We start from the raw sequence: 19,148 nt of genomic DNA on the forward strand, positions 1-19,148 counted from the left end.
AGAGTAATGGCTATTGAAATCAAGGTACCAGATATCGGGTCAGACGAAGTTGAAGTCACCGAAATTCTGGTCAAGGTTGGCGACAAGGTGGAAGCCGAGCAGTCGCTGATCACCGTGGAAGGCGATAAAGCCTCTATGGAAGTTCCCTCGCCGCAGGCTGGCGTGGTGAAAGAGATCAAAATCGCAACCGGTGACAAAGTGGAAACCGGTTCGCTGATCATGATGTTTGATGCTGAAGGCGCTGCGGAAGCAGCCCCTGCCGCCGCCGAAGAGAAGAAAGCGGACGCGGCGCCTGCGCCAGCCGCTGCTGCGGCCACTGCCAGCAAAGAAGTTGCTGTGCCGGATATCGGCGGTGACGAAGTTGAAGTCACTGAGATTCTGGTTAAGGTTGGCGATAAAGTCGAAGCCGAGCAGTCACTTATTGTCGTCGAAGGTGACAAAGCGTCAATGGAAGTTCCGGCTCCGTTCGCGGGTGTGGTCAAAGAGATCACCATTGCGACCGGCGACAAAGTCAGCACCGGTTCAGCCATCATGGTCTTTGAAGCAGAAGGTGCAGCACCGGCCTCTGATGCGAAGCCAGAAGTGAAAGAAGAAGCGGCATCGGCACCTGCCGCGGCTGCGGGCGCAAAAGACGTTAACGTTCCGGATATCGGGGGAGACGAAGTTGAAGTCACCGAGATCCTCGTTAAGGTTGGCGACAAGGTGGAAGCCGAGCAGTCACTGATCGTTGTTGAAGGCGACAAAGCCTCTATGGAAGTGCCAGCACCGTTTGCGGGTATCGTCAAAGAGCTGAAAGTCGCGACGGGCGATAAAGTCAGCACCGGCTCACTGATTATGGTCTTCGAAGTTGAAGGTGCTGCTCCGGCTGCCCCTGCGGCTGCGAAACAGGAAGCCGCACCGGCGCCTGCTGCCAAATCTGAAGCGAAAGCCGCAGCAGCACCTGCCGCCGCTAAAACAGAGAGCAAAGGTGAGTTCGCAGAGAACGACGCTTACGTTCACGCTACCCCGGTCATTCGTCGTCTGGCGCGTGAATTTGGCGTTAACCTGGCCAAAGTTAAAGGCACAGGCCGTAAAGGTCGTATTCTGAAAGAAGACGTTCAGGCTTACGTTAAAGATGCCGTGAAACGCGCAGAAGCCGCGCCAGCCGCCGCCAGCGGTGGCGGCCTGCCGGGCATGCTGCCATGGCCAAAAGTTGACTTCAGTAAGTTTGGTGAAGTTGAAGAAGTGGAGCTGGGCCGTATCCAGAAAATCTCGGGTGCGAACCTGAGCCGTAACTGGGTCATGATCCCACACGTTACGCACTTCGACAAAACCGATATTACCGAGCTTGAAGCTTTCCGTAAGCAGCAGAACGCCGAAGCGGAGAAGCGTAAGCTGGACGTGAAATACACGCCAGTGGTCTTCATCATGAAAGCGGTGGCGGCGGCGCTTGAGCAGATGCCACGCTTTAACAGCTCACTGTCTGAAGATGCGCAGAAGCTGACGTTGAAAAAGTACATCAACATCGGTGTGGCGGTGGATACGCCAAACGGCCTGGTGGTTCCGGTCTTTAAAGACGTGAACAAGAAGGGCATCACAGAACTGTCTCGTGAACTGATGGCGATCTCTAAAAAGGCGCGCGATGGCAAACTAACCGCAGGCGACATGCAGGGCGGCTGTTTCACCATCTCCAGCCTTGGCGGCCTGGGCACCACCCACTTTGCGCCGATTGTTAACGCGCCAGAAGTGGCCATCCTTGGTGTGTCAAAGTCAGCGATGGAGCCAGTGTGGAACGGTAAAGAGTTTGCACCACGTCTGATGATGCCAATCTCTCTGTCCTTCGATCACCGCGTTATCGACGGTGCAGATGGCGCACGTTTCATTACCATTATTGGCAATATGCTGTCAGACATTCGTCGTCTGGTTATGTAAAAAGCGCAAAAGGCCGGCAAATGCCGGCCTTTTTGTAACATTCAGGGCACCGCGGTTGGCAGTTTATTAACAATTCTGTAAACTCTTGCGGTGAACATGTCCCGGTGGAATAAGGACATCATGAGCCTATTCCATTAGGCATAATTGGCGCAGTCAGCTTGCGTACCTGCCACGCAAACCCGTCAACGGTAGGGTGGTAGCAACATACGCAATATGGCCAGTTAACTAGCCTAATGGGATAGGCTCAGCGTCTGACCCGCCGGAAATCCAATAAGAGGTCATGATGAGTACAGAGATTAAAACTCAGGTCGTGGTACTTGGGGCAGGTCCTGCAGGTTACTCTGCAGCTTTTCGTTGCGCTGACTTAGGTCTGGAAACCGTACTGGTTGAGCGCTACAGCACCCTCGGCGGTGTCTGTCTTAACGTAGGCTGTATCCCGTCTAAAGCGCTACTGCACGTTGCCAAAGTGATTGAAGAAGCGAAAGCGCTGGAAGAACACGGCATTGTGTTTGGTCAGCCGCAAACGGATATCAACAAAATCCGCAGCTGGAAAGAGAAGGTGATTAACCAGCTGACTGGCGGTCTGTCAGGCATGGCAAAAGGTCGTAAAGTCAAGGTTGTTAACGGCCTGGGCAAATTTACCGGTGCGAATACGCTGGTGGTTGAAGGTGAAGGTGGTGCAACCACCATTAACTTCGACAACGCCATTATCGCTGCGGGCTCACGCCCAATCGAGCTGCCGTTCATTCCTCATGAAGATCCTCGCGTGTGGGATTCAACCGATGCGCTGGAACTGAAAGAAGTGCCTAAACGTCTGCTGGTCATGGGCGGCGGTATTATCGGTCTGGAAATGGCGACGGTTTACCATGCGCTGGGTTCAGAGATCGACGTGGTTGAAATGTTCGACCAGGTTATCCCGGCTGCCGATAAAGACGTGGTGAAAGTCTTCACCAAACGTATCAGCAAGAAATTCAACCTGATGCTGGAAACTAAGGTGACCGCCGTTGAAGCAAAAGACGACGGTATCTATGTTTCAATGGAAGGTAAACAAGCGCCAGGCGAAGCCCAGCGTTATGATGCGGTTCTGGTGGCAATTGGTCGCGTGCCAAACGGTAAGGGCATGGATGCAGATAAAGCCGGCGTTGAGGTTGACGACCGTGGCTTTATCCGCGTTGACAAACAAATGCGCACCAACGTGCCGCACATCTACGCTATCGGCGATATCGTCGGGCAGCCGATGCTGGCGCATAAAGGCGTGCATGAAGGCCACGTTGCGGCAGAAGTCATTTCAGGTCTGAAGCACTACTTCGATCCGAAAGTGATTCCGTCCATTGCCTATACTGAACCAGAAGTTGCCTGGGTTGGTCTGACCGAGAAAGAAGCGAAAGAGAAAGGCATCAGCTATGAAACTGCCACATTCCCGTGGGCAGCATCCGGCCGTGCTATTGCTTCTGACTGCGCAGACGGTATCACCAAACTGATTTTCGACAAAGAAACCCATCGCGTTATCGGTGGCGCCATCGTCGGTACTAACGGCGGTGAGCTGCTGGGCGAAATTGGTCTGGCCATCGAGATGGGCTGTGATGCAGAAGACATCGCATTGACCATCCATGCGCACCCGACCCTGCATGAGTCAGTAGGCCTGGCCGCTGAAATCTTTGAAGGCAGCATCACCGATCTGCCTAACGCGAAAGCGAAAAAGAAATAATTTTCAGAACTGAAATAGCGGCCCCTTATGGGGCCGTTTTTTTATGGCTTAGATTCAATCGGATAATGAAAGGAATAAAAGAAAGGGCGCCTGTGCTAACACCTTTACACGGGCAAAAATGGCGTAGTCAATCCCGCCATTAACGCATTTTTTACTGTCTGGTTTCGTTATTCAAGACAGCCGAAAGTTCAGTACTCATTATTCTGAGGCGAAGTTCACATAATGAACGTCAATTTGATAAACGTAATCCTAAGAGCATTGACCCGCTGATAACAAGCGAACCGTATTTCGACTTGATGGTGGCACCTCTCTTGATTTTTATCGTGAGAGGGGTTAGGGCTTGCAGTGTTGAGGTATCAGGGTTTCCCCGCTCGCACGCGTTAAAATTATTGTGAGCGGTTCCTGCCTCTTTCCACCTCAGATTTTCACGTCAGGCAGAATGATTCATGAGCCCAACCGCAGTCTGCGCATGTATTATTTCAGAGTCTCTTTATATTTTATTGGATTATTTAGTGAACCATTAATAAGATCGTCAGAGGTTAATACGTCCTGATTAAAAAGGTTTTATATTTACTTTTTGGCGCCTTTTTAATTTTTTTAACGCGAGATCGCGTTGTTATTCAATTTTTATGATTGCCTGCTTCGTTATTATTAAGGCGTAGCCAGTCAATAAAATGCCGCAACGGCGCAGAGACATAACGCCTGCCAGGATAATACAGCCAGAAGCCATCTGCATGTTGGGTAAAGCCACTGAGCAGTTCAACGAGTGCGCCGCGCTGCAGATGGGCGCTGACCACGGCTTCCTGTAAGAAGGCGATCCCTGCCCCTGAAAGGGCGGCCTGCAAAATCCGCTCGTTGTTATCCAGCACCAGCGGGCCACTGACCGCAACCTCCTGCCTTTGCCCCGCGTGCCAGAATTCCCAGCGATAGCGTCGGCCACTGGGGAAGCGGCGTTCGATGCAGGGAAATGCAAGCAGTTCATCCGGCGTTTGTGGTGCGCCATGACGTTCGATTAAGGCCGGGCTTGCGACAACCAGAGTGCGCATTGCCGGGCCAAAGGGCAGGGCAATCATATCCTGTGCCAGCACATCGCCATAGCGAATGCCTGCATCAAAACCCGCTTCCAGAATATCGACCAGCGCATCATTACTGTCAATTTCCAGCGTGATTTCCGGATAGCGCTGGATAAACGGCAGAATCAAGCTTTCAAAGAACAGTGTTTCAGCAGAACGCGGCATATTGAGTTTCAGCTTGCCGTGTGGACGCGCCCGCCAGTCATTAAGTTCATCCACGGCCTGAGAGAGTTCGACCAGCGCGGGTTGAATACGCTGGAGAAAATGCGCGCCCGCTTCGGTCAGGGAAACGTTGCGAGTGGTGCGGTTAAGCAGCCTCACGCCGAGCCGCTGCTCGAAATGGCGCATTGCATGGCTGAGTGCCGAGGGCGTGACGTTACGCGCCTGCGCGGCTTTGCGAAAGCTACGATGGTGCGCAATCGCACAAAACATTTCCAGTTCCTGAAGCGTTGCCCGGTATAGCGTCATTGATGAGTTTTTCTCACTGAATTAGAAAATTAAGCACAATTGTTGTTGCGATTGATGAGGATTATAACAATAACATCGCAATAATGAGGAAGATGTCATGCAACAACGTCAATTAGGTAATCAGGGTTTACAGGTATCGGCACTCGGGCTGGGCTGCATGGGCATGACCTTCGCCTATGGCAACACGGATGAGTCGCAGGCATTGAATACGCTCTCCCGCGCATTTGAACTGGGCATTAATTTTCTGGATACCGCTGAGATCTACGGGCCCTTCACAAACGAAGCGCTGATTGCAAAAGCCCTTAAAGGCCGCCGTGATAGCGTGACCGTTGCGACGAAATTTGGTTTTAGCATTAGCGGTGCCGGTCAGGGCTGGGAGAACATGACCGGTGTGAACAGTCAGCCACAGCATATTCGCGAGGCAGTAGAAGGATCTTTGACGCGTCTCGGCACCGATCATATTGACCTGCTTTATCAACATCGTTTCGATCCCGCGGTGCCGATCGAAGACGTGGTGGGCACGATGGCAGATTTAATTAATGAGGGAAAAGTGCGCTACCTCGGCCTGTCGGAAGTGTCTGCCGCCACGCTGCGCCGTGCCTGTGCCGTACATCCGATTTCGGCCTTACAAAGCGAGTACTCACTTTGGACTCGCGACCCCGAGCAGGGCATTCTTGCTACCTGCCGCGAACTTAACGTCGGTTTCGTGCCATACAGCCCTCTGGGCCGCGGTTTTCTGACCGGTAAGCTGGCAGCGGTGACCGACCTTGATCCGCATGATTTCCGCCGTGGCTTGCCGCGTTTCCAGCAGCAGTCACAGCAACATAACCAAAAGTTAGTGGATCAACTGATGGAGATGGCGCGGGGTTATGGTATTTCTGCGGCTCAACTGGCACTGGCGTGGGTTTTAGCGAAGGGTGAGGATATCGTGCCTATTCCGGGAGCAAGCAAAGTCCACCATCTGGAAGAAAACTGTGCCGCCGCGTCAGTTGCGCTGAAAAAGGTCGACATCGACATGCTGGATACTGTGTTTGCCCCGGAAAACATTCGCGGTGAGCGCTACGCCAATGCAGAATACGGTATGATCGACCGCTAAACGTAATCGGGTATGACTGTGTTAGCAGGCGGGGCTTTACGCCCTGCTTTTTTTCCGTTTACACCGGATTAGTTAGCGCATTCTGCTACAGAAAACCCTAATGTTGCTTTTTTGTAAACAGATTAACAAGGCGGTTAAATCCTGCTATGCTGCCCCACGCGGAACCGGGCACCTTACCCTACTCATGGAATGCGTTGTCATCAGGGTGCACCGGAAACCCATACAATGAGAGCGAGGAGAACGTCGTGCTAGAAGAATACCGTAAGCACGTTGCCGAGCGTGCTGCCCAAGGGATCGTACCTAAGCCATTAGATGCTTCCCAAATGGCCGCGCTGGTTGAACTGCTAAAAAATCCACCTGCGGGTGAAGAAGAATTTTTGACCGATTTGTTGGTCAACCGCGTACCACCCGGCGTCGATGAAGCGGCGTATGTTAAAGCAGGTTTCCTGGCTGCTGTCGCCAAAGGCGAAACAACCTCTCCTCTGGTATCTCCTGAAAAAGCTGTTGAACTGCTCGGTACCATGCAGGGCGGCTACAACATCCATCCTCTGATTGAAGCATTAGATGATGCGAAACTCGCACCGATTGCGGCAAAAGCGCTTTCCCACACGTTGCTGATGTTTGACAGCTTTTACGACGTTGAAGAAAAAGCCAAAGCAGGCAATCCACACGCGAAGCAGGTGATGCAGTCGTGGGCGGATGCCGAATGGTATCTGTCACGTCCTGAGCTGGCTGAAAAAATTACCGTTACGGTTTTCAAAGTCACGGGTGAAACCAACACCGATGACCTGTCTCCGGCACCGGATGCCTGGTCACGTCCTGATATCCCACTGCATGCCCTGGCGATGCTGAAAAATGCCCGTGAAGGCATTGAGCCGGATGAGTCAGGCAACATCGGTCCGATCAAACAGATCGAAGCACTGCAGGCTAAAGGTTTCCCGCTGGCCTATGTGGGCGACGTTGTGGGCACAGGTTCATCCCGTAAATCGGCCACCAACTCGGTGCTGTGGTTTATGGGCGATGACATCCCTAACGTGCCGAATAAAAAAGGCGGTGGTGTTGTTCTGGGCGGCAAGATTGCGCCTATCTTCTTCAACACCATGGAAGATGCCGGCGCGCTGCCGATCGAAGTGGATGTGAACGACCTGAATATGGGTGATGTCATTGATATCTATCCGTTTAAAGGCGAAGTGCGCAATCACGAAACCGGCGATCTGCTGGCCAGTTTTGAACTGAAAACCGACGTGCTGATTGATGAAGTGCGTGCCGGTGGCCGTATTCCACTGATCATCGGTCGTGGCCTGACCAGCAAAGCGCGTGAATCCCTGGGGCTGCCTGTCAGCACCGTGTTCCGTATCGCGAAAGACGTGGCGGAAAGCTCACGCGGCTACTCACTGGCGCAGAAAATGGTTGGCCGCGCCTGTGGCGTTGACGGCGTCCGTCCGGGTGCCTATTGCGAACCGAAAATGACCTCGGTGGGCTCGCAGGATACCACCGGTCCTATGACCCGCGACGAGCTGAAAGACCTGGCATGTCTGGGCTTCTCTGCCGATCTGGTGATGCAGTCGTTCTGTCACACGGCGGCTTATCCTAAGCCAGTCGATGTGAACACACACCACACGCTGCCAGACTTCATCATGAACCGTGGCGGCGTTTCCCTGCGTCCGGGGGATGGCGTGATTCACTCCTGGCTGAACCGTATGCTGCTGCCGGATACCGTCGGCACCGGTGGCGATTCCCACACCCGCTTCCCAATCGGTATTTCCTTCCCGGCAGGTTCGGGTCTGGTTGCCTTTGCGGCAGCGACCGGCGTTATGCCACTGGATATGCCGGAATCGGTACTGGTACGTTTCAAAGGTAAAATGCAGCCCGGCATTACGCTGCGCGATCTGGTTCACGCCATTCCGCTGTATGCGATTAAGCAGGGCCTGTTAACCGTTGAGAAGAAAGGCAAGAAGAACATCTTCTCCGGTCGCATCCTTGAAATTGAAGGTCTGCCCGATCTGAAAGTGGAGCAGGCGTTCGAACTGACCGATGCGTCTGCTGAGCGTTCTGCTGCAGGCTGTACCATCAAGCTGGATCAGGCGCCGATCAAAGAGTATCTGACATCTAACATTGTCCTGCTGAAATGGATGATCTCAGAAGGCTACGGCGATCGTCGTACGCTTGAGCGCCGTATCGAAGGCATGGAGAAATGGCTGGCGGATCCACAGCTGCTCGAAGCCGACGCCGATGCAGAATATGCTGCGGTGATTGACATCGATCTGGCGGAGATCAAAGAGCCGATTCTGTGCGCGCCAAACGATCCCGACGATGCGCGTCTGCTGTCAGATGTGCAGGGCGAGAAGATTGATGAAGTCTTTATCGGTTCGTGCATGACCAACATCGGTCACTTCCGCGCGGCAGGTAAGTTGCTGGACAGCCACAAAGGCCAGCTGCCAACCCGTTTGTGGGTCGCACCACCGACCAAAATGGATGCGGCACAGCTGACGGAAGAAGGCTACTACAGCGTGTTCGGTAAGAGCGGTGCGCGTATCGAGATCCCGGGTTGTTCACTGTGCATGGGTAACCAGGCACGTGTCGCCGATGGCGCAACGGTCGTTTCGACCTCAACCCGTAACTTCCCGAACCGTTTGGGTACAGGGGCTAACGTCTACCTGGCTTCTGCGGAGCTGGCGGCGGTCTCATCACTGTTAGGTAAGCTGCCAACGCCAGATGAGTATCAGCAGTTTATGGCGCAGGTGGATAAAACGGCTAGCGATACCTATCGCTATCTCAACTTTGACCAGTTGAGCCAGTACACTGAAAAAGCGGATGGCGTGATTTTCCAGACCGCCGTCTGATTGCTGACCGTTGGTCCATTTAAGAGGGACGCTCTGGCGTTCCTCTTTTTTTATGCCTGAAAAGTGTCCTGAAGGAAGCCGGATGTGTGCGCTAAGCAGGTGCATGGTAATGAAAATAGCGGTATAACAGCGCGAGTGACTGATAAAGAGATAAGATCATGGAGTATGAATTTCTACGTGACATCACGGGCAAAGTGAAAGTTCGTATGTCGATGGGACATGAAGCACTGGGCCACTGGTTTAATGAAGAGGTCGAGCACGATGCCAGCGTGCTGGATGAGGTAGAAGCGGAAGCCCATAAATTAAAAGGAAGTGAACGTCAGTGGCAACGTATCGGGCGGGAATACACGCTGTGGATGGATGACGAAGAGGTGATTGTCCGCGCGAATACGCTGAATTTTGAAGGCGATGAAATGGAAGAGGGCATGAATTATTACGACGAAGAAAGCTTGTGCTTCTGCGGTATGGAGGATTTTCTGGCGGTCATTGCTGCCTGGCGGCGCTTCATGCAAAACAGATAATACCGGTGAGTATTGCAGGCCCTGTGGTTCCCCTCCGTATTGATTGATTATGCTCAACTAACCGCGCGCTATTCTGCGATTCATGCCGCAATTTTCCTCTTAATGATTTAATATCATCATGGTGATTATAATTAATCATAATGGTGATAATATGGATATTAAAGCAACAGTTGAAAAAATCCCGGGCGGTATGATGGTTGTCCCGCTGGTTTTAGGGGCCATCGTGAATACGCTCGCGCCCGAAGCCTTACAGGTGGGCGGCTTTACCACCGCGCTTTTTAAAGAAGGTGCACCTGCTCTGATTGGGGCATTTTTGTTTTGTATGGGCGCAGGGATATATATCAAAGCGGCACCCAAAGCCTTGTTGATAGGCGGTGGCGTCACGGCAAGCAAGTTTCTTGTTGCTGTGGCCGTGGGCTTTGCTGTGGATACCTTTTTTGGCGCGGAGGGGCTGTGGGGACTGACGTCGGTCGCCGTCATTTCGGCCATGAGCAATACGAATGGCGGCCTTTATGCTGCGCTCGCGGGGGAGTTTGGCCAGGACAATGAAGTCGGCGCGACCCCCGTGATCTCCCTTAACGATGGTCCGGTACTCACCATGATTGCCCTGGGCGCGGCAGGGATGGCAAATATTCCTGTCATGTCGGTGGTGGTGGTGATCGTCCCCATGCTGCTGGGCATGTTGCTCGGTAATCTCGATCCAAAAATGCGCGATTTTTTGTCTCAGGGCGGCCCGATACTGATTCCCTTCTTTGCCTTTGCGTTGGGCGCCAGCATTGATTTTGCCATGCTGCTCAAAGGCGGGCTGGCTGGCATTGTTCTGGGGAGCTTAACCACGCTCGTCGGCGGCTTCTTTAATATAAAAGTCGATCGCTTGTTAGGTGGCAGCGGAATTGCCGGCGCGGCGGCATCCAGCACGGCGGGCAATGCTGTCGCCACGCCTGTTGCTATTGCTCACGCCGATCCCGCCCTGGCGGACGTCGTTGCGTCGGCCACGCCGCTGGTCGCGACGTCCGTCATTGTTACCGCAATTTTAACGCCCATGCTGACCTCATGGGTGGCAAAGAGTAATCAGCAGCGATCGCTGTCATCCACGGAGAAGTTATGATGAAAATGCTTGTCATCGCCGACGATTTTACGGGCGCAAACGATACCGGTGTCCAGTTGGCCAAAAAGGGCGCACGCACCGAAGTGATGCTGACGCCACAGCAGAAACCCTCGCGGCGGACTGATGTACTCGTCATCAACACGGATAGCCGGGCGCTTAGCGCAGAGCAGGCGAGCATTGCCGTTACTCAGGCGCTTTCTGCCTGGCTGGGCACGACGCAAAATAACGTACTGATTTATAAAAAAATCGACTCGACCTTGCGGGGGAACCCCGGGGCGGAGATTGCCGCGGCTATGGCGGCAAGTGGTGCCACGCTGGCGATCGTTGCCGCGGCCATACCTTCGGCAGGCCGCACCACGCGCCAGGGTGAGTGCCTGGTGCACCAGCGTCCGTTACTGGAGACAGAGTTTGCCAGCGATCCTCGCACCCCGATTATTTCGTCGCGGATCAGTACGCTTATCGGCTTACAGACTCATCTGCCGGTGAGTGAAATGTCGCTGGACGTGGTAAGAGGCGGTGAGCTACGTGCCCGGCTTGAAAGTCTGGCCCGGCAGGGAGGGGGCATCGTGGTCATGGATGCCGAAAATGATAACGATCTGACGCTAATTGCCCAGGCCGCCCTGGCCATGACCCAGCCCCCTTTATTGGTCGGTGCGGCGGGGCTGGCGAATGCACTTCCGGCTGAAAGTTACATGACTATGCATCAAACTCTGCCCGTATTGGTGGTGGCAGGCTCAATGAGTGAAATGACCCGACGTCAGGTTGAGCAGGCGCAGCGCTCAGGACGCGTTGACGTTGTCAGAATAGCGGTACAAACCCTTCTGGGGCCTAAAGATGAGTGCGAACATATCGTGGCCCAGGCGTGCGAGATTCTGATGCAGAACAGGCACTGTGTTCTTCAGACCAGCAGCAGCGTTGACGATCGTAATCAGATTGATGCTCTGACCGCGCACTACGAACTGAGTCGAGAAGCCTTAGGTGAAAAGCTGAGTCAGCGGCTGGGAGAAATCACGTTGGCGATTCTCGATCGTGCTCGTACCGGCGGCCTGTTTCTCACCGGTGGGGACATCGCTATTGCGGTGGCTAACGCATTGGGCGCTGAAGGTTATCGTATTCAGAGCGAAGTCGCTCCCTGTATCCCCTGCGGCACCTTCGTGAACAGTGAAATTGATGACCTGCCGGTTATTACCAAGGCGGGGGGATTTGGCACAGACAGTACGCTATGCGAAGCCCTGCACTACATAGAAGAGTTGTATCTCCAACCCTAAGCCCGGGCCTGTACATCGGCGACGTTGCAGTCGATGTGCAGGTTAAAATCGATTTCAGAGAGCACAAGGTAGGGCTGATTTGTATTAAGAGCACGGGGTACAGGGCAATATTTAACGCCGCGCGCGATGTTCTGTTTTATTAAAATATAACCTTTCACCAAAAAGATGAGGAGATGACAGGCGGTTTTGACATGAGTGATAACATTTAATTGGTTAATAATGCGATGGCGCTAAGTCAAATTAACGTTGCACTTTATTCCTTCAACGCAATGTTGTAAGCATTTTCATTCTCATCTCTTTTAAAAGTCTTTGATTTTAATCTCTTTTATTTCGGTGGGTTAATTCACGCTCCGCTGAAGCTGCATAGTGATAGATAAGCATCTCTGCGATTTTTTGAAGTGGCTTAAAATTAAAAAGGTAACGCAGTGGAAATTTCAGCAACTGCGTTAATAATCAACTGGACATTAATGCGTTTATATTGGCGTCACTCATTTTTGGGTGCGTTAACAGGCTTTTCATTAAATTTACATGCCTGATTGTTAATGTTTTTGCCATTAGTCTCAGTTAATTAATGGAATTTATTTATTTTTTTCCACTCGCGGAGAAATTATGCTCAGCAACACATCTATCAGAACACGACTCTATATTGCATTTGGCGCGATTACGCTGGTCATGATTGTCGTTTGTGGCCTGTTTTATGCCGGGTTTGGCCGGGTAACACAAGCCAGCCAGCTTAATATTCATACTTATCAGGTTGTTGAAGGATTAAACAAGGCCACCGAAAACCTGCTTAATATGGAGACGGGGGTGCGTGGTTTTGCGCTCAACGGCAAACCGCAGATGCTGGTCCCGTTTAATGAAGGAAAACAGGCGTTCAGTCGATATATAGAGAGTACGCATCAGCTGACTCAGGATAATCCGGAACAGCAGAAACGTTTAGTTGATTTGGAAAACAGACAAAAGGCCTGGCTGGAAACCTATGCCCAAAAGGTGATCGATGCGCGCGAACGCCTGAATCAGGGCTCGCTGGATCAGCAGCGCTTTTTTGAGCTCTTTGCCTCGGGTGAAGGGAAAGTTCAAATGGATGCGATGCGCTCTGTCATTGAGTCAATGATTGCCACTGAAAAATCGTTGCTGCAGGCCCGTGCAGACGAGTTAATCACTGAGCGTACAAAGACCAGAATGACGTTAACAGGCGGGCTGGTGCTTTCGACAGCCATCTCATTGGTGCTGGGACTGCTTATTTCCCGTAGCATTTCCCGTCCTCTGACGCTGGCGGTGAATACGGCTGATACCATCGCCCGGGGCGACCTGACCTCCGTCATTACCGTGGATCGAAAGGATGAGACCGGCAAGCTGCTTGCGGCGCTGGCCAATATGCAAAATCATCTGCGGACACTGGTTTCTCAGATCAAAGATTCCGCTGCGTCGGTTGAACTGGCAGCCAGCGAAATTGCACAGGGAAATACAGAGCTCTCTTCCCGCACGGAAGAGCAGGCTGCCGCGTTGCAGCAGACGGCAGCCAGTATGGAGCAGATTACCGCTACCGTGCGCAATAACACTTCCGTCGCAGAATCCACCGCCTCTTCGGCTCGCGAGACGGAATCGCTGACCCGCGCCAGTGAAAAAGCCGTCAATGAAATGAGTCAGACCATGCACAGCATTTCGGTGAGTGCGGCCAAGGTCAAAGAGATTACGGCGGTCATTCAGAGCATCGCGTTTCAGACGAACATTCTGGCGCTGAATGCCGCCGTTGAAGCAGCAAGAGCAGGTGAACATGGTCGCGGTTTTGCCGTGGTGGCGAGCGAAGTTCGGACGCTGGCTCAACGCAGCGCCTCGTCGTCACGAGAAATCGGCACCCTGATTGAAGAAGCCGTCAGTGGCGTCGAGAAAGGCGTAAAAGCGGCAGATAATACGGCACACAGTATTCTTAAAGCCGCGAGCGAGGTCGCCTCGCTGGCACAATATATGGATGGGCTGGCTCTGGCATCGGTAGAACAAATGCAGGGCGTTTCGCAGGTCAGCGTGGCTGTGACCCAAATGGACAGCGTAACGCAGAGCAACGCGGCGTTGGTCGAACAGTCCGCTTCTGCATCCCAGTCGTTAACGGAACAGGCAAGGAGCCTGAGAGTATTAACGGCCGCGTTTCAGATCTGATGCCCATCGGCCAGCCAGGGTAAATCATGCCTGGCTGGCTGTGCCGGATGGCTTAACGGGTCAGAAAGTTTTCCAGTTCGTGACTTTTATTGCCCGCTTTATCAAATTGCGCCGCGTAGTAATCGCAATTATGTTTCTTATGGCGTGAAAGCGCCGCCATTTTCCGGATTTCCTTTATCCCTTTTCCTTTCAGCCCACAGGCCAGCCGCTCAAGTGCACGGGCGTTTTCAAACTGATCGAACGCGCGGGGATAGATCAGTTGGGGAACGCCATTCTTGAGTAACTGCGCGGTGGTGCCAATACCGCCATGATGAATGGCAAATAAGCACGTTTCGACAAGGGCAATATTCAGTTGAGGTACGGTCATCACGTCATCGTTCACCGACAAGGCGGTTGCTGTTGGCGTAACAAGTACGCATTTTAACCCCTCAGCTTTTAAGTCCTGCAATATCTGGCTAACGGACTTTTTCTCAGCCAGTGCCCAACTGGTAAAAAATACCACCGTCCGGGAGTCAATAAAGGCGGTAATCTGTTCGTCATCCGTTGATGCACGGCTTTTATTAAGCATAAAACCAGCGTAAAACCCGTTATGCGCTTTTTTCTGATAGAACCAGGGTTCATATAACACGATCGAACGCTGTCCACCGCTCACCCAGTCAGCATAAATATTTCGACAGGCGGGCAGGTGATTGTCGCGGCGTAATTTGTCCAGCGTATCCTGAAGTGCGGGTGACACCAGTGCGCGTTGAAATAAGGCCAGTTTCCAGTTCAGATTCACTCGCAGGCCTTTTTCCAGCGCGTTAATCACGCGCCCGGGCTGCAATTTTAAATTTGAATTGGTCAGGCTGATTGCATATTTCTTAATCTGGTATTTGTCACTTACCGCTTTTGCAGCGAAGCACCATAAAGAATGAATGATAATGCAGTCATCATCCACAAGGGCGCTCATGGCATTGAACATGGCTTCCTGCTGTTCCGCCATATAGTGTGAGATACGTTTCAGAGAGTGCTTTTTTTCCCACAGCGAACGGTCCTGTACCGCGTTGACGTACGTTTCTTTATCGCCCACCGCAACAAAGGAAAGTCCGCGAGAAACGGCTTCTGACCTGAAGTAATCGTTAGCGAGCAAATAAACATCATGATTTTTTTCTTTCAGAAGCGATCCAATTTCAATACAGGGAAAGACATCGCCAGCTGAGCCGAGTGCGCCAATGATCACTTTCATTTCAGACACCAATCTGGTTAAAAATGGTGTTAAAGGCGGCAGCCGTACGCTCCCGGCTAACTTTTCCTTCCAGATCTAAAAAGTGTCCCGCATCTCTGATCTGATAAAAGCAGGTTTTGTCCGACTCGCCGCAAATCTCTTCAATGTTTTTCTGCGGCGTATGAATATCCAGATCGCCATTGATAAAGTGAAACTGACATGCCGAATTATCGATAATACTTTTGTAGTCATGATTGCGAATATTAGCGATTTGCTCAAGGTGGAAGCGCCCCTGGCGGTACTCAATTTCATCCAGCGTGGTGAGGTGTCTGAAATTGCAGAATTTCATTTTGTTCGGCAAATAGGCGCCGACTTCTTCGTTCATCAAATGCGCAAGATCGACAAATTTTTTCTCTTTTGAGTACAGATTTGCCTGTTTAACGTAGGTGCGCATTCGATCGTTAAATTCGAAAGAGTAAGACGCAATAATGGCGTGTTCCAGGCCATCTTCGCCGTTATTTAACAGCTTCAGCGTCGATGCGCCGCCCCACGAAGCAGAGGCAATAATGTTAGGCTTATAGATTGAAATAATTTCCCGAATGATCGCCACTTCATCATCCAGCGTAACGATATTACAGTCCTGCTCATTGTAGGGTTTCGATTTGCCGGAAAAAGGCAGATCGAACGTAATCACATCTGATTTATCCGCCAGAAACCGCTTCCAGTTCCGAAAGGAAGACGAGGTCGCCAGCGCGCCATTTATCAGGATGGTCCTGTTACGTGTGGGCACGCTGCATTTCACTAATTCCACATAAACGTTAAGTTTGTTTATGTTTATAACAGAGTATGCGTGACTCATATCACTCTCCTTACCAACGATTACCCGCGAAAAGTAAATTTTTTTAATGTATATCACAGGGTGATGTGATCATTAAGTTATTTTTATGTTTTATTGGTTTTTTTAATGGGATTATTTTTATGCCTATGATATTTAAGGTTTTTAATGAGGTTTTAGATGACTAACCTTAAATGGCTTACTTTTAATCAAAAATTAAGCTTATGTTTTCTTGCGATATAATGTGATCTTCCTCATGGAAAAAGCATTGGTTAGCGTGGCGTAAAGCGATGCAGTTTGTTAGGTCACATCATTTTCATTACAGAAATTCATGTTAACTAAATTAATGATTTTGGCGGATCTGGATTGGTTTTTTAGTGTTTAGTACTGAATATTTGAATTAATATCTGTGTTGTAGCGGAAAAGAGACAAGAACGGCCGGAGGAGGGCAGCGATGACAGCGCTGAGCAGGAGAAAGTGAGACGCGGGGTTCTGCGCGTATTACAAGAAAAGTGCTCGCGGCAACCAGGTGATAAAGCCACCAGAAGAGGCAAATTAACCGGACGGCGGCCATCCTGGTTTGCAGCGCATAATAAGTCCTGTTCTGGTTGAAACCGGAAGAGGCATGGATGATGACGAAGGAGAAAATGGCCCCCAACGCAGGGGGCAGGGCAGCGGTAGGGTGACTAGTACGTTTTTAATCCCACTGACGGAATATTTCTGCCGTAGTAAATCTCACGCATTTCCTTCCACAGCAGGTCGGTAATACGTTTATGCTCCTGAGGCGTCAGATCTTCAGGGCGGGTATTGAAAAGATAGTGTTTTAAATCGAACTCTTTTAATAACATCTTGGTGTGAAAGATGTTTTCCTGGTAAACGTTAACATCCACCATGTCGTACATGCCCTTCATGTCTTCAGACATAAAGTTCTGAATAGAATTGATTTCATGGTCGATAAAATGTTTCACGCCGTTCACGTCACGCGTGAAGCCGCGCACACGATAATCCACCGTGACGATGTCTGACTCCAGCTGATGAATCAGATAATTAAGCGCCTTAAGAGGGGAGATCACGCCACAGGTCGATACTTCGATGTCGGCACGGAAGGTGCAAAGGCCGCCTTCTGGGTGGCTCTCTGGATAGGTATGTACACAGATATGACTCTTATCAAGGTGCGCAACGACGGAGTTGGGCAGCGGACCCGGATGTTCTGACGTATCAATATCTTTGGGATCGATGGGTTCCTCACTGACCAGAATGGTCACGCTGGCACCCTGTGGCTCATAATCCTGACGGGCAATATTCAGGACATTTGCGCCAATGATGGAACAGGTTTCGGTCAGAATTTCTGTCAGGCGATTGGCATTATATTGCTCATCGATATAAGCAATATACCCATCACGTTCAGCTTCAGTATTTGCATAGCAAATATCGTAGATACAAAAACTCAGGCTTTTGGTCAGGTTATTGAAGCCATGTAGTTTTAGCTTTTGCAATTTTATTCACCCCCTTATAAATGCCCAGTCAGCGCGGGTCTTCCAGTGCATTCAACAGATATTGTGGCAGGGCAAAGCTGCCAGTATGAATCGCCGGTGTATAGTAACGGCAGCGCAAGCCAGAGGCTTCGAAACGCGCCTGTAACAGGGCCGCGTCGGGCTGGCGCAAAGCAGGATTGTCGCTGGCCCAGGCAAACGTCATGATCCCGCCATAGTAGGTCGGGATAGCCGCCTGATAAAAGCTGACATCCTGGAAGTAGTGGCTGAGTTTACGATGGCTGTTCACTGCCTCATCCTGCTGCAGGAAGCAGACGCCGTTTTGTGCAACGAAAATACCGTTCTCATTCAGGGCTTTTTTACAGCCTGCATAGAATTCAGAGGTAAACAGGCTTTCGCCCGGACCGATGGGATCGGTACAGTCTGAGATAATAACGTCAAACTTTTCAGTGGTGTGATTGACGAAATTCACGCCGTCATCGATAACCAGATTGAGACGCGGATCGTCGTAAGCGCCGGCACTGTGATTGGGCAAATACTGACGGCAAAAGGTGACCACGCCAGCATCAATCTCGACCATTGTGATTTTTTGGATATCAGCGTGGCGGGACACTTCGCGCAACATGGCACCGTCGCCGCCGCCGATGATCAGCACGCTTTTTGCCGAGCCGTGAGCCAGCAACGGCACGTGCGTCATCATCTCGTGATAGATAAACTCATCACGTTCGGTTGTTTGCACCACGCCATCCAGCGCCATGACGCGACCCATGGCCGCGTTTTCAAAGATGATTAAATCCTGGTGGGCCGTTTTATCCCGATAAAGCTGTTTATCGACGGTAAAATACTGGCCAAAGCCGGCATGAAGTGTTTCATACCACATCTCATTTTGGGCCATGATGAAGCTCTCCTTTCGTGACATCACCCCGAAAATCGGCGGGACATCATAGCTAACTATGATAGTCCTTGCACGGGCAAATGTCTGGTGGGAGAGCGGGCTGGCGCGCTACTTTACATAAGCAAGCAGGCTGAGAGAATCCCGGGCCAACGACTTACATTTTTGGTCATTAGCAATGGCGATGCCGCTTAAATCACGATAGCTGGCTTCGCCGAGGGCTTTCATGTTGTAGTTGTTGTAATTGCTTAAGTCCCAGCGGTTCTGCTGAGCAAAAAACACCAACGCCTTACGAATCTGCGCATCGGGCAAATCCTGGTAGCCACAATCATTTTTTAAATAAACGAATACGGCAGTGAGATCGGCAAGATCTTCTGCTTCGGATTCGCTCAGGGCAAAGCTGGTGGAGGAGAAGCCGAAGAGTCCCGCCAGCAGCAGGATCTTGATGCTTTTCTTCATAGTTATTCTCATCAGATAATTGTCTTAAGACGTTAGCACAGTTATGTAAAGATTTTCGATCAATTTACGCTTTTCGGGGCATTCTGTCCGGCTATGCTTGACCTTGCCATAA

At 51.3% G+C, this 19,148-nt stretch carries 14 protein-coding genes; 8 read left to right on the forward strand and 6 right to left on the reverse strand.

The features are described 5' to 3' along the window. Positions 1–6 precede the first annotated feature (6 nt). Both aceF and lpdA read left to right on the forward strand, forming a co-directional pair. Entirely contained in the window at positions 7–1,911 is a 1,905-nt protein-coding gene (gene aceF, locus EL29_RS01125; protein WP_014606576.1) for a pyruvate dehydrogenase complex dihydrolipoyllysine-residue acetyltransferase, read from the forward strand. Between the two features lie 283 nt (positions 1,912–2,194). Next, the gene (lpdA, locus tag EL29_RS01130) at positions 2,195–3,619 is read left to right on the forward strand and encodes a dihydrolipoyl dehydrogenase (RefSeq protein WP_028714820.1); all 1,425 of its coding nucleotides are present in this window, start codon (positions 2,195–2,197) and stop codon (positions 3,617–3,619) included. A gap of 620 nt (positions 3,620–4,239) precedes the next feature. Here lpdA and EL29_RS01135 read toward each other — a convergent pair. Beyond that, on the reverse strand, positions 4,240–5,160 hold the full coding sequence (locus EL29_RS01135) for a LysR family transcriptional regulator (RefSeq protein ID WP_028714821.1): 921 nt from the start codon (positions 5,158–5,160) through the stop codon (positions 4,240–4,242). A gap of 97 nt (positions 5,161–5,257) precedes the next feature. Between EL29_RS01135 and EL29_RS01140 the strand changes: the two genes are divergently transcribed. The 6 genes from EL29_RS01140 to EL29_RS01165 all read left to right on the forward strand — a co-directional run bounded on the left by EL29_RS01140 (position 5,258) and on the right by EL29_RS01165 (position 14,153). Next, positions 5,258–6,256 (forward strand): aldo/keto reductase, encoded by a 999-nt coding sequence (locus tag EL29_RS01140; RefSeq protein ID WP_013024641.1) that lies wholly within the window; start codon positions 5,258–5,260, stop codon positions 6,254–6,256. 245 nt (positions 6,257–6,501) lie between these two features. Then, the gene (gene acnB / locus EL29_RS01145; protein WP_085980279.1) at positions 6,502–9,099 is read left to right on the forward strand and encodes a bifunctional aconitate hydratase 2/2-methylisocitrate dehydratase; all 2,598 of its coding nucleotides are present in this window, start codon (positions 6,502–6,504) and stop codon (positions 9,097–9,099) included. Between the two features lie 158 nt (positions 9,100–9,257). Next, complete coding sequence (gene yacL / locus EL29_RS01150) at positions 9,258–9,620, forward strand: protein YacL (RefSeq protein WP_013024643.1); 363 nt, start codon at positions 9,258–9,260, stop codon at positions 9,618–9,620. A gap of 151 nt (positions 9,621–9,771) precedes the next feature. Beyond that, positions 9,772–10,728, forward strand: a complete 957-nt coding sequence (locus EL29_RS01155) for a 2-keto-3-deoxygluconate permease (RefSeq protein WP_139366895.1) — start codon at positions 9,772–9,774, stop codon at positions 10,726–10,728. Continuing rightward, positions 10,728–11,996, forward strand: a complete 1,269-nt coding sequence (gene dtnK / locus EL29_RS01160; RefSeq protein ID WP_028714822.1) for a D-threonate kinase — start codon at positions 10,728–10,730, stop codon at positions 11,994–11,996. The genes EL29_RS01155 and dtnK overlap by 1 nt, the downstream gene beginning before the upstream one ends. A gap of 609 nt (positions 11,997–12,605) precedes the next feature. Next, a complete protein-coding gene (locus EL29_RS01165; protein WP_014606568.1) occupies positions 12,606–14,153 on the forward strand; it encodes a methyl-accepting chemotaxis protein in 1,548 nt (515 codons plus the stop codon). Between the two features lie 52 nt (positions 14,154–14,205). Here the strand turns inward: EL29_RS01165 and EL29_RS01170 are convergent, their stop codons facing one another. The 5 genes from EL29_RS01170 to EL29_RS01190 all read right to left on the reverse strand — a co-directional run bounded on the left by EL29_RS01170 (position 14,206) and on the right by EL29_RS01190 (position 19,036). Continuing rightward, positions 14,206–15,378: a nucleotide disphospho-sugar-binding domain-containing protein gene (locus tag EL29_RS01170; protein WP_022622250.1), complete on the reverse strand. Its 1,173-nt coding sequence runs from the start codon at positions 15,376–15,378 to the stop codon at positions 14,206–14,208. A gap of 1 nt (position 15,379) precedes the next feature. Further along, positions 15,380–16,147 carry an alpha/beta fold hydrolase gene (locus tag EL29_RS01175; RefSeq protein WP_227008665.1) on the reverse strand — a complete coding sequence of 256 codons (768 nt, stop codon included), beginning with the start codon at positions 16,145–16,147 and terminating at the stop codon, positions 15,380–15,382. A 731-nt stretch (positions 16,148–16,878) separates the two neighbouring features. After that, positions 16,879–17,688 carry an adenosylmethionine decarboxylase gene (gene speD, locus EL29_RS01180; protein WP_013024649.1) on the reverse strand — a complete coding sequence of 270 codons (810 nt, stop codon included), beginning with the start codon at positions 17,686–17,688 and terminating at the stop codon, positions 16,879–16,881. Positions 17,689–17,716: 28 nt separating this feature from the next. Next, positions 17,717–18,580: a polyamine aminopropyltransferase gene (gene speE, locus EL29_RS01185; protein ID WP_014606566.1), complete on the reverse strand. Its 864-nt coding sequence runs from the start codon at positions 18,578–18,580 to the stop codon at positions 17,717–17,719. 108 nt (positions 18,581–18,688) lie between these two features. Further along, on the reverse strand, positions 18,689–19,036 hold the full coding sequence (locus EL29_RS01190; protein ID WP_014606565.1) for a YacC family pilotin-like protein: 348 nt from the start codon (positions 19,034–19,036) through the stop codon (positions 18,689–18,691). Positions 19,037–19,148 lie beyond the last annotated feature (112 nt).

The organism is Pantoea ananatis LMG 2665, assembly GCF_000710035.2.
GTDB classification, from domain to species: domain Bacteria; phylum Pseudomonadota; class Gammaproteobacteria; order Enterobacterales; family Enterobacteriaceae; genus Pantoea; species Pantoea ananatis.

Excerpts from the sequence above, each read along its gene's own strand:
- EL29_RS01135 (WP_028714821.1), bottom strand. The coding sequence starts at position 5,160 with ATGACGCTATACCGGGCAACGCTTCAGGAACTGGAAATGTTTTGTGCG.
- aceF (WP_014606576.1), top strand. The coding sequence starts at position 7 with ATGGCTATTGAAATCAAGGTACCAGATATCGGGTCAGACGAAGTTGAA.
- lpdA (WP_028714820.1), top strand. The coding sequence starts at position 2,195 with ATGAGTACAGAGATTAAAACTCAGGTCGTGGTACTTGGGGCAGGTCCT.
- EL29_RS01170 (WP_022622250.1), bottom strand. The coding sequence starts at position 15,378 with ATGAAAGTGATCATTGGCGCACTCGGCTCAGCTGGCGATGTCTTTCCC.
- EL29_RS01140 (WP_013024641.1), top strand. The coding sequence starts at position 5,258 with ATGCAACAACGTCAATTAGGTAATCAGGGTTTACAGGTATCGGCACTC.
- EL29_RS01155 (WP_139366895.1), top strand. The coding sequence starts at position 9,772 with ATGGATATTAAAGCAACAGTTGAAAAAATCCCGGGCGGTATGATGGTT.
- yacL (WP_013024643.1), top strand. The coding sequence starts at position 9,258 with ATGGAGTATGAATTTCTACGTGACATCACGGGCAAAGTGAAAGTTCGT.
- EL29_RS01190 (WP_014606565.1), bottom strand. The coding sequence starts at position 19,036 with ATGAAGAAAAGCATCAAGATCCTGCTGCTGGCGGGACTCTTCGGCTTC.
- EL29_RS01165 (WP_014606568.1), top strand. The coding sequence starts at position 12,606 with ATGCTCAGCAACACATCTATCAGAACACGACTCTATATTGCATTTGGC.
- dtnK (WP_028714822.1), top strand. The coding sequence starts at position 10,728 with ATGAAAATGCTTGTCATCGCCGACGATTTTACGGGCGCAAACGATACC.
- speE (WP_014606566.1), bottom strand. The coding sequence starts at position 18,580 with ATGGCCCAAAATGAGATGTGGTATGAAACACTTCATGCCGGCTTTGGC.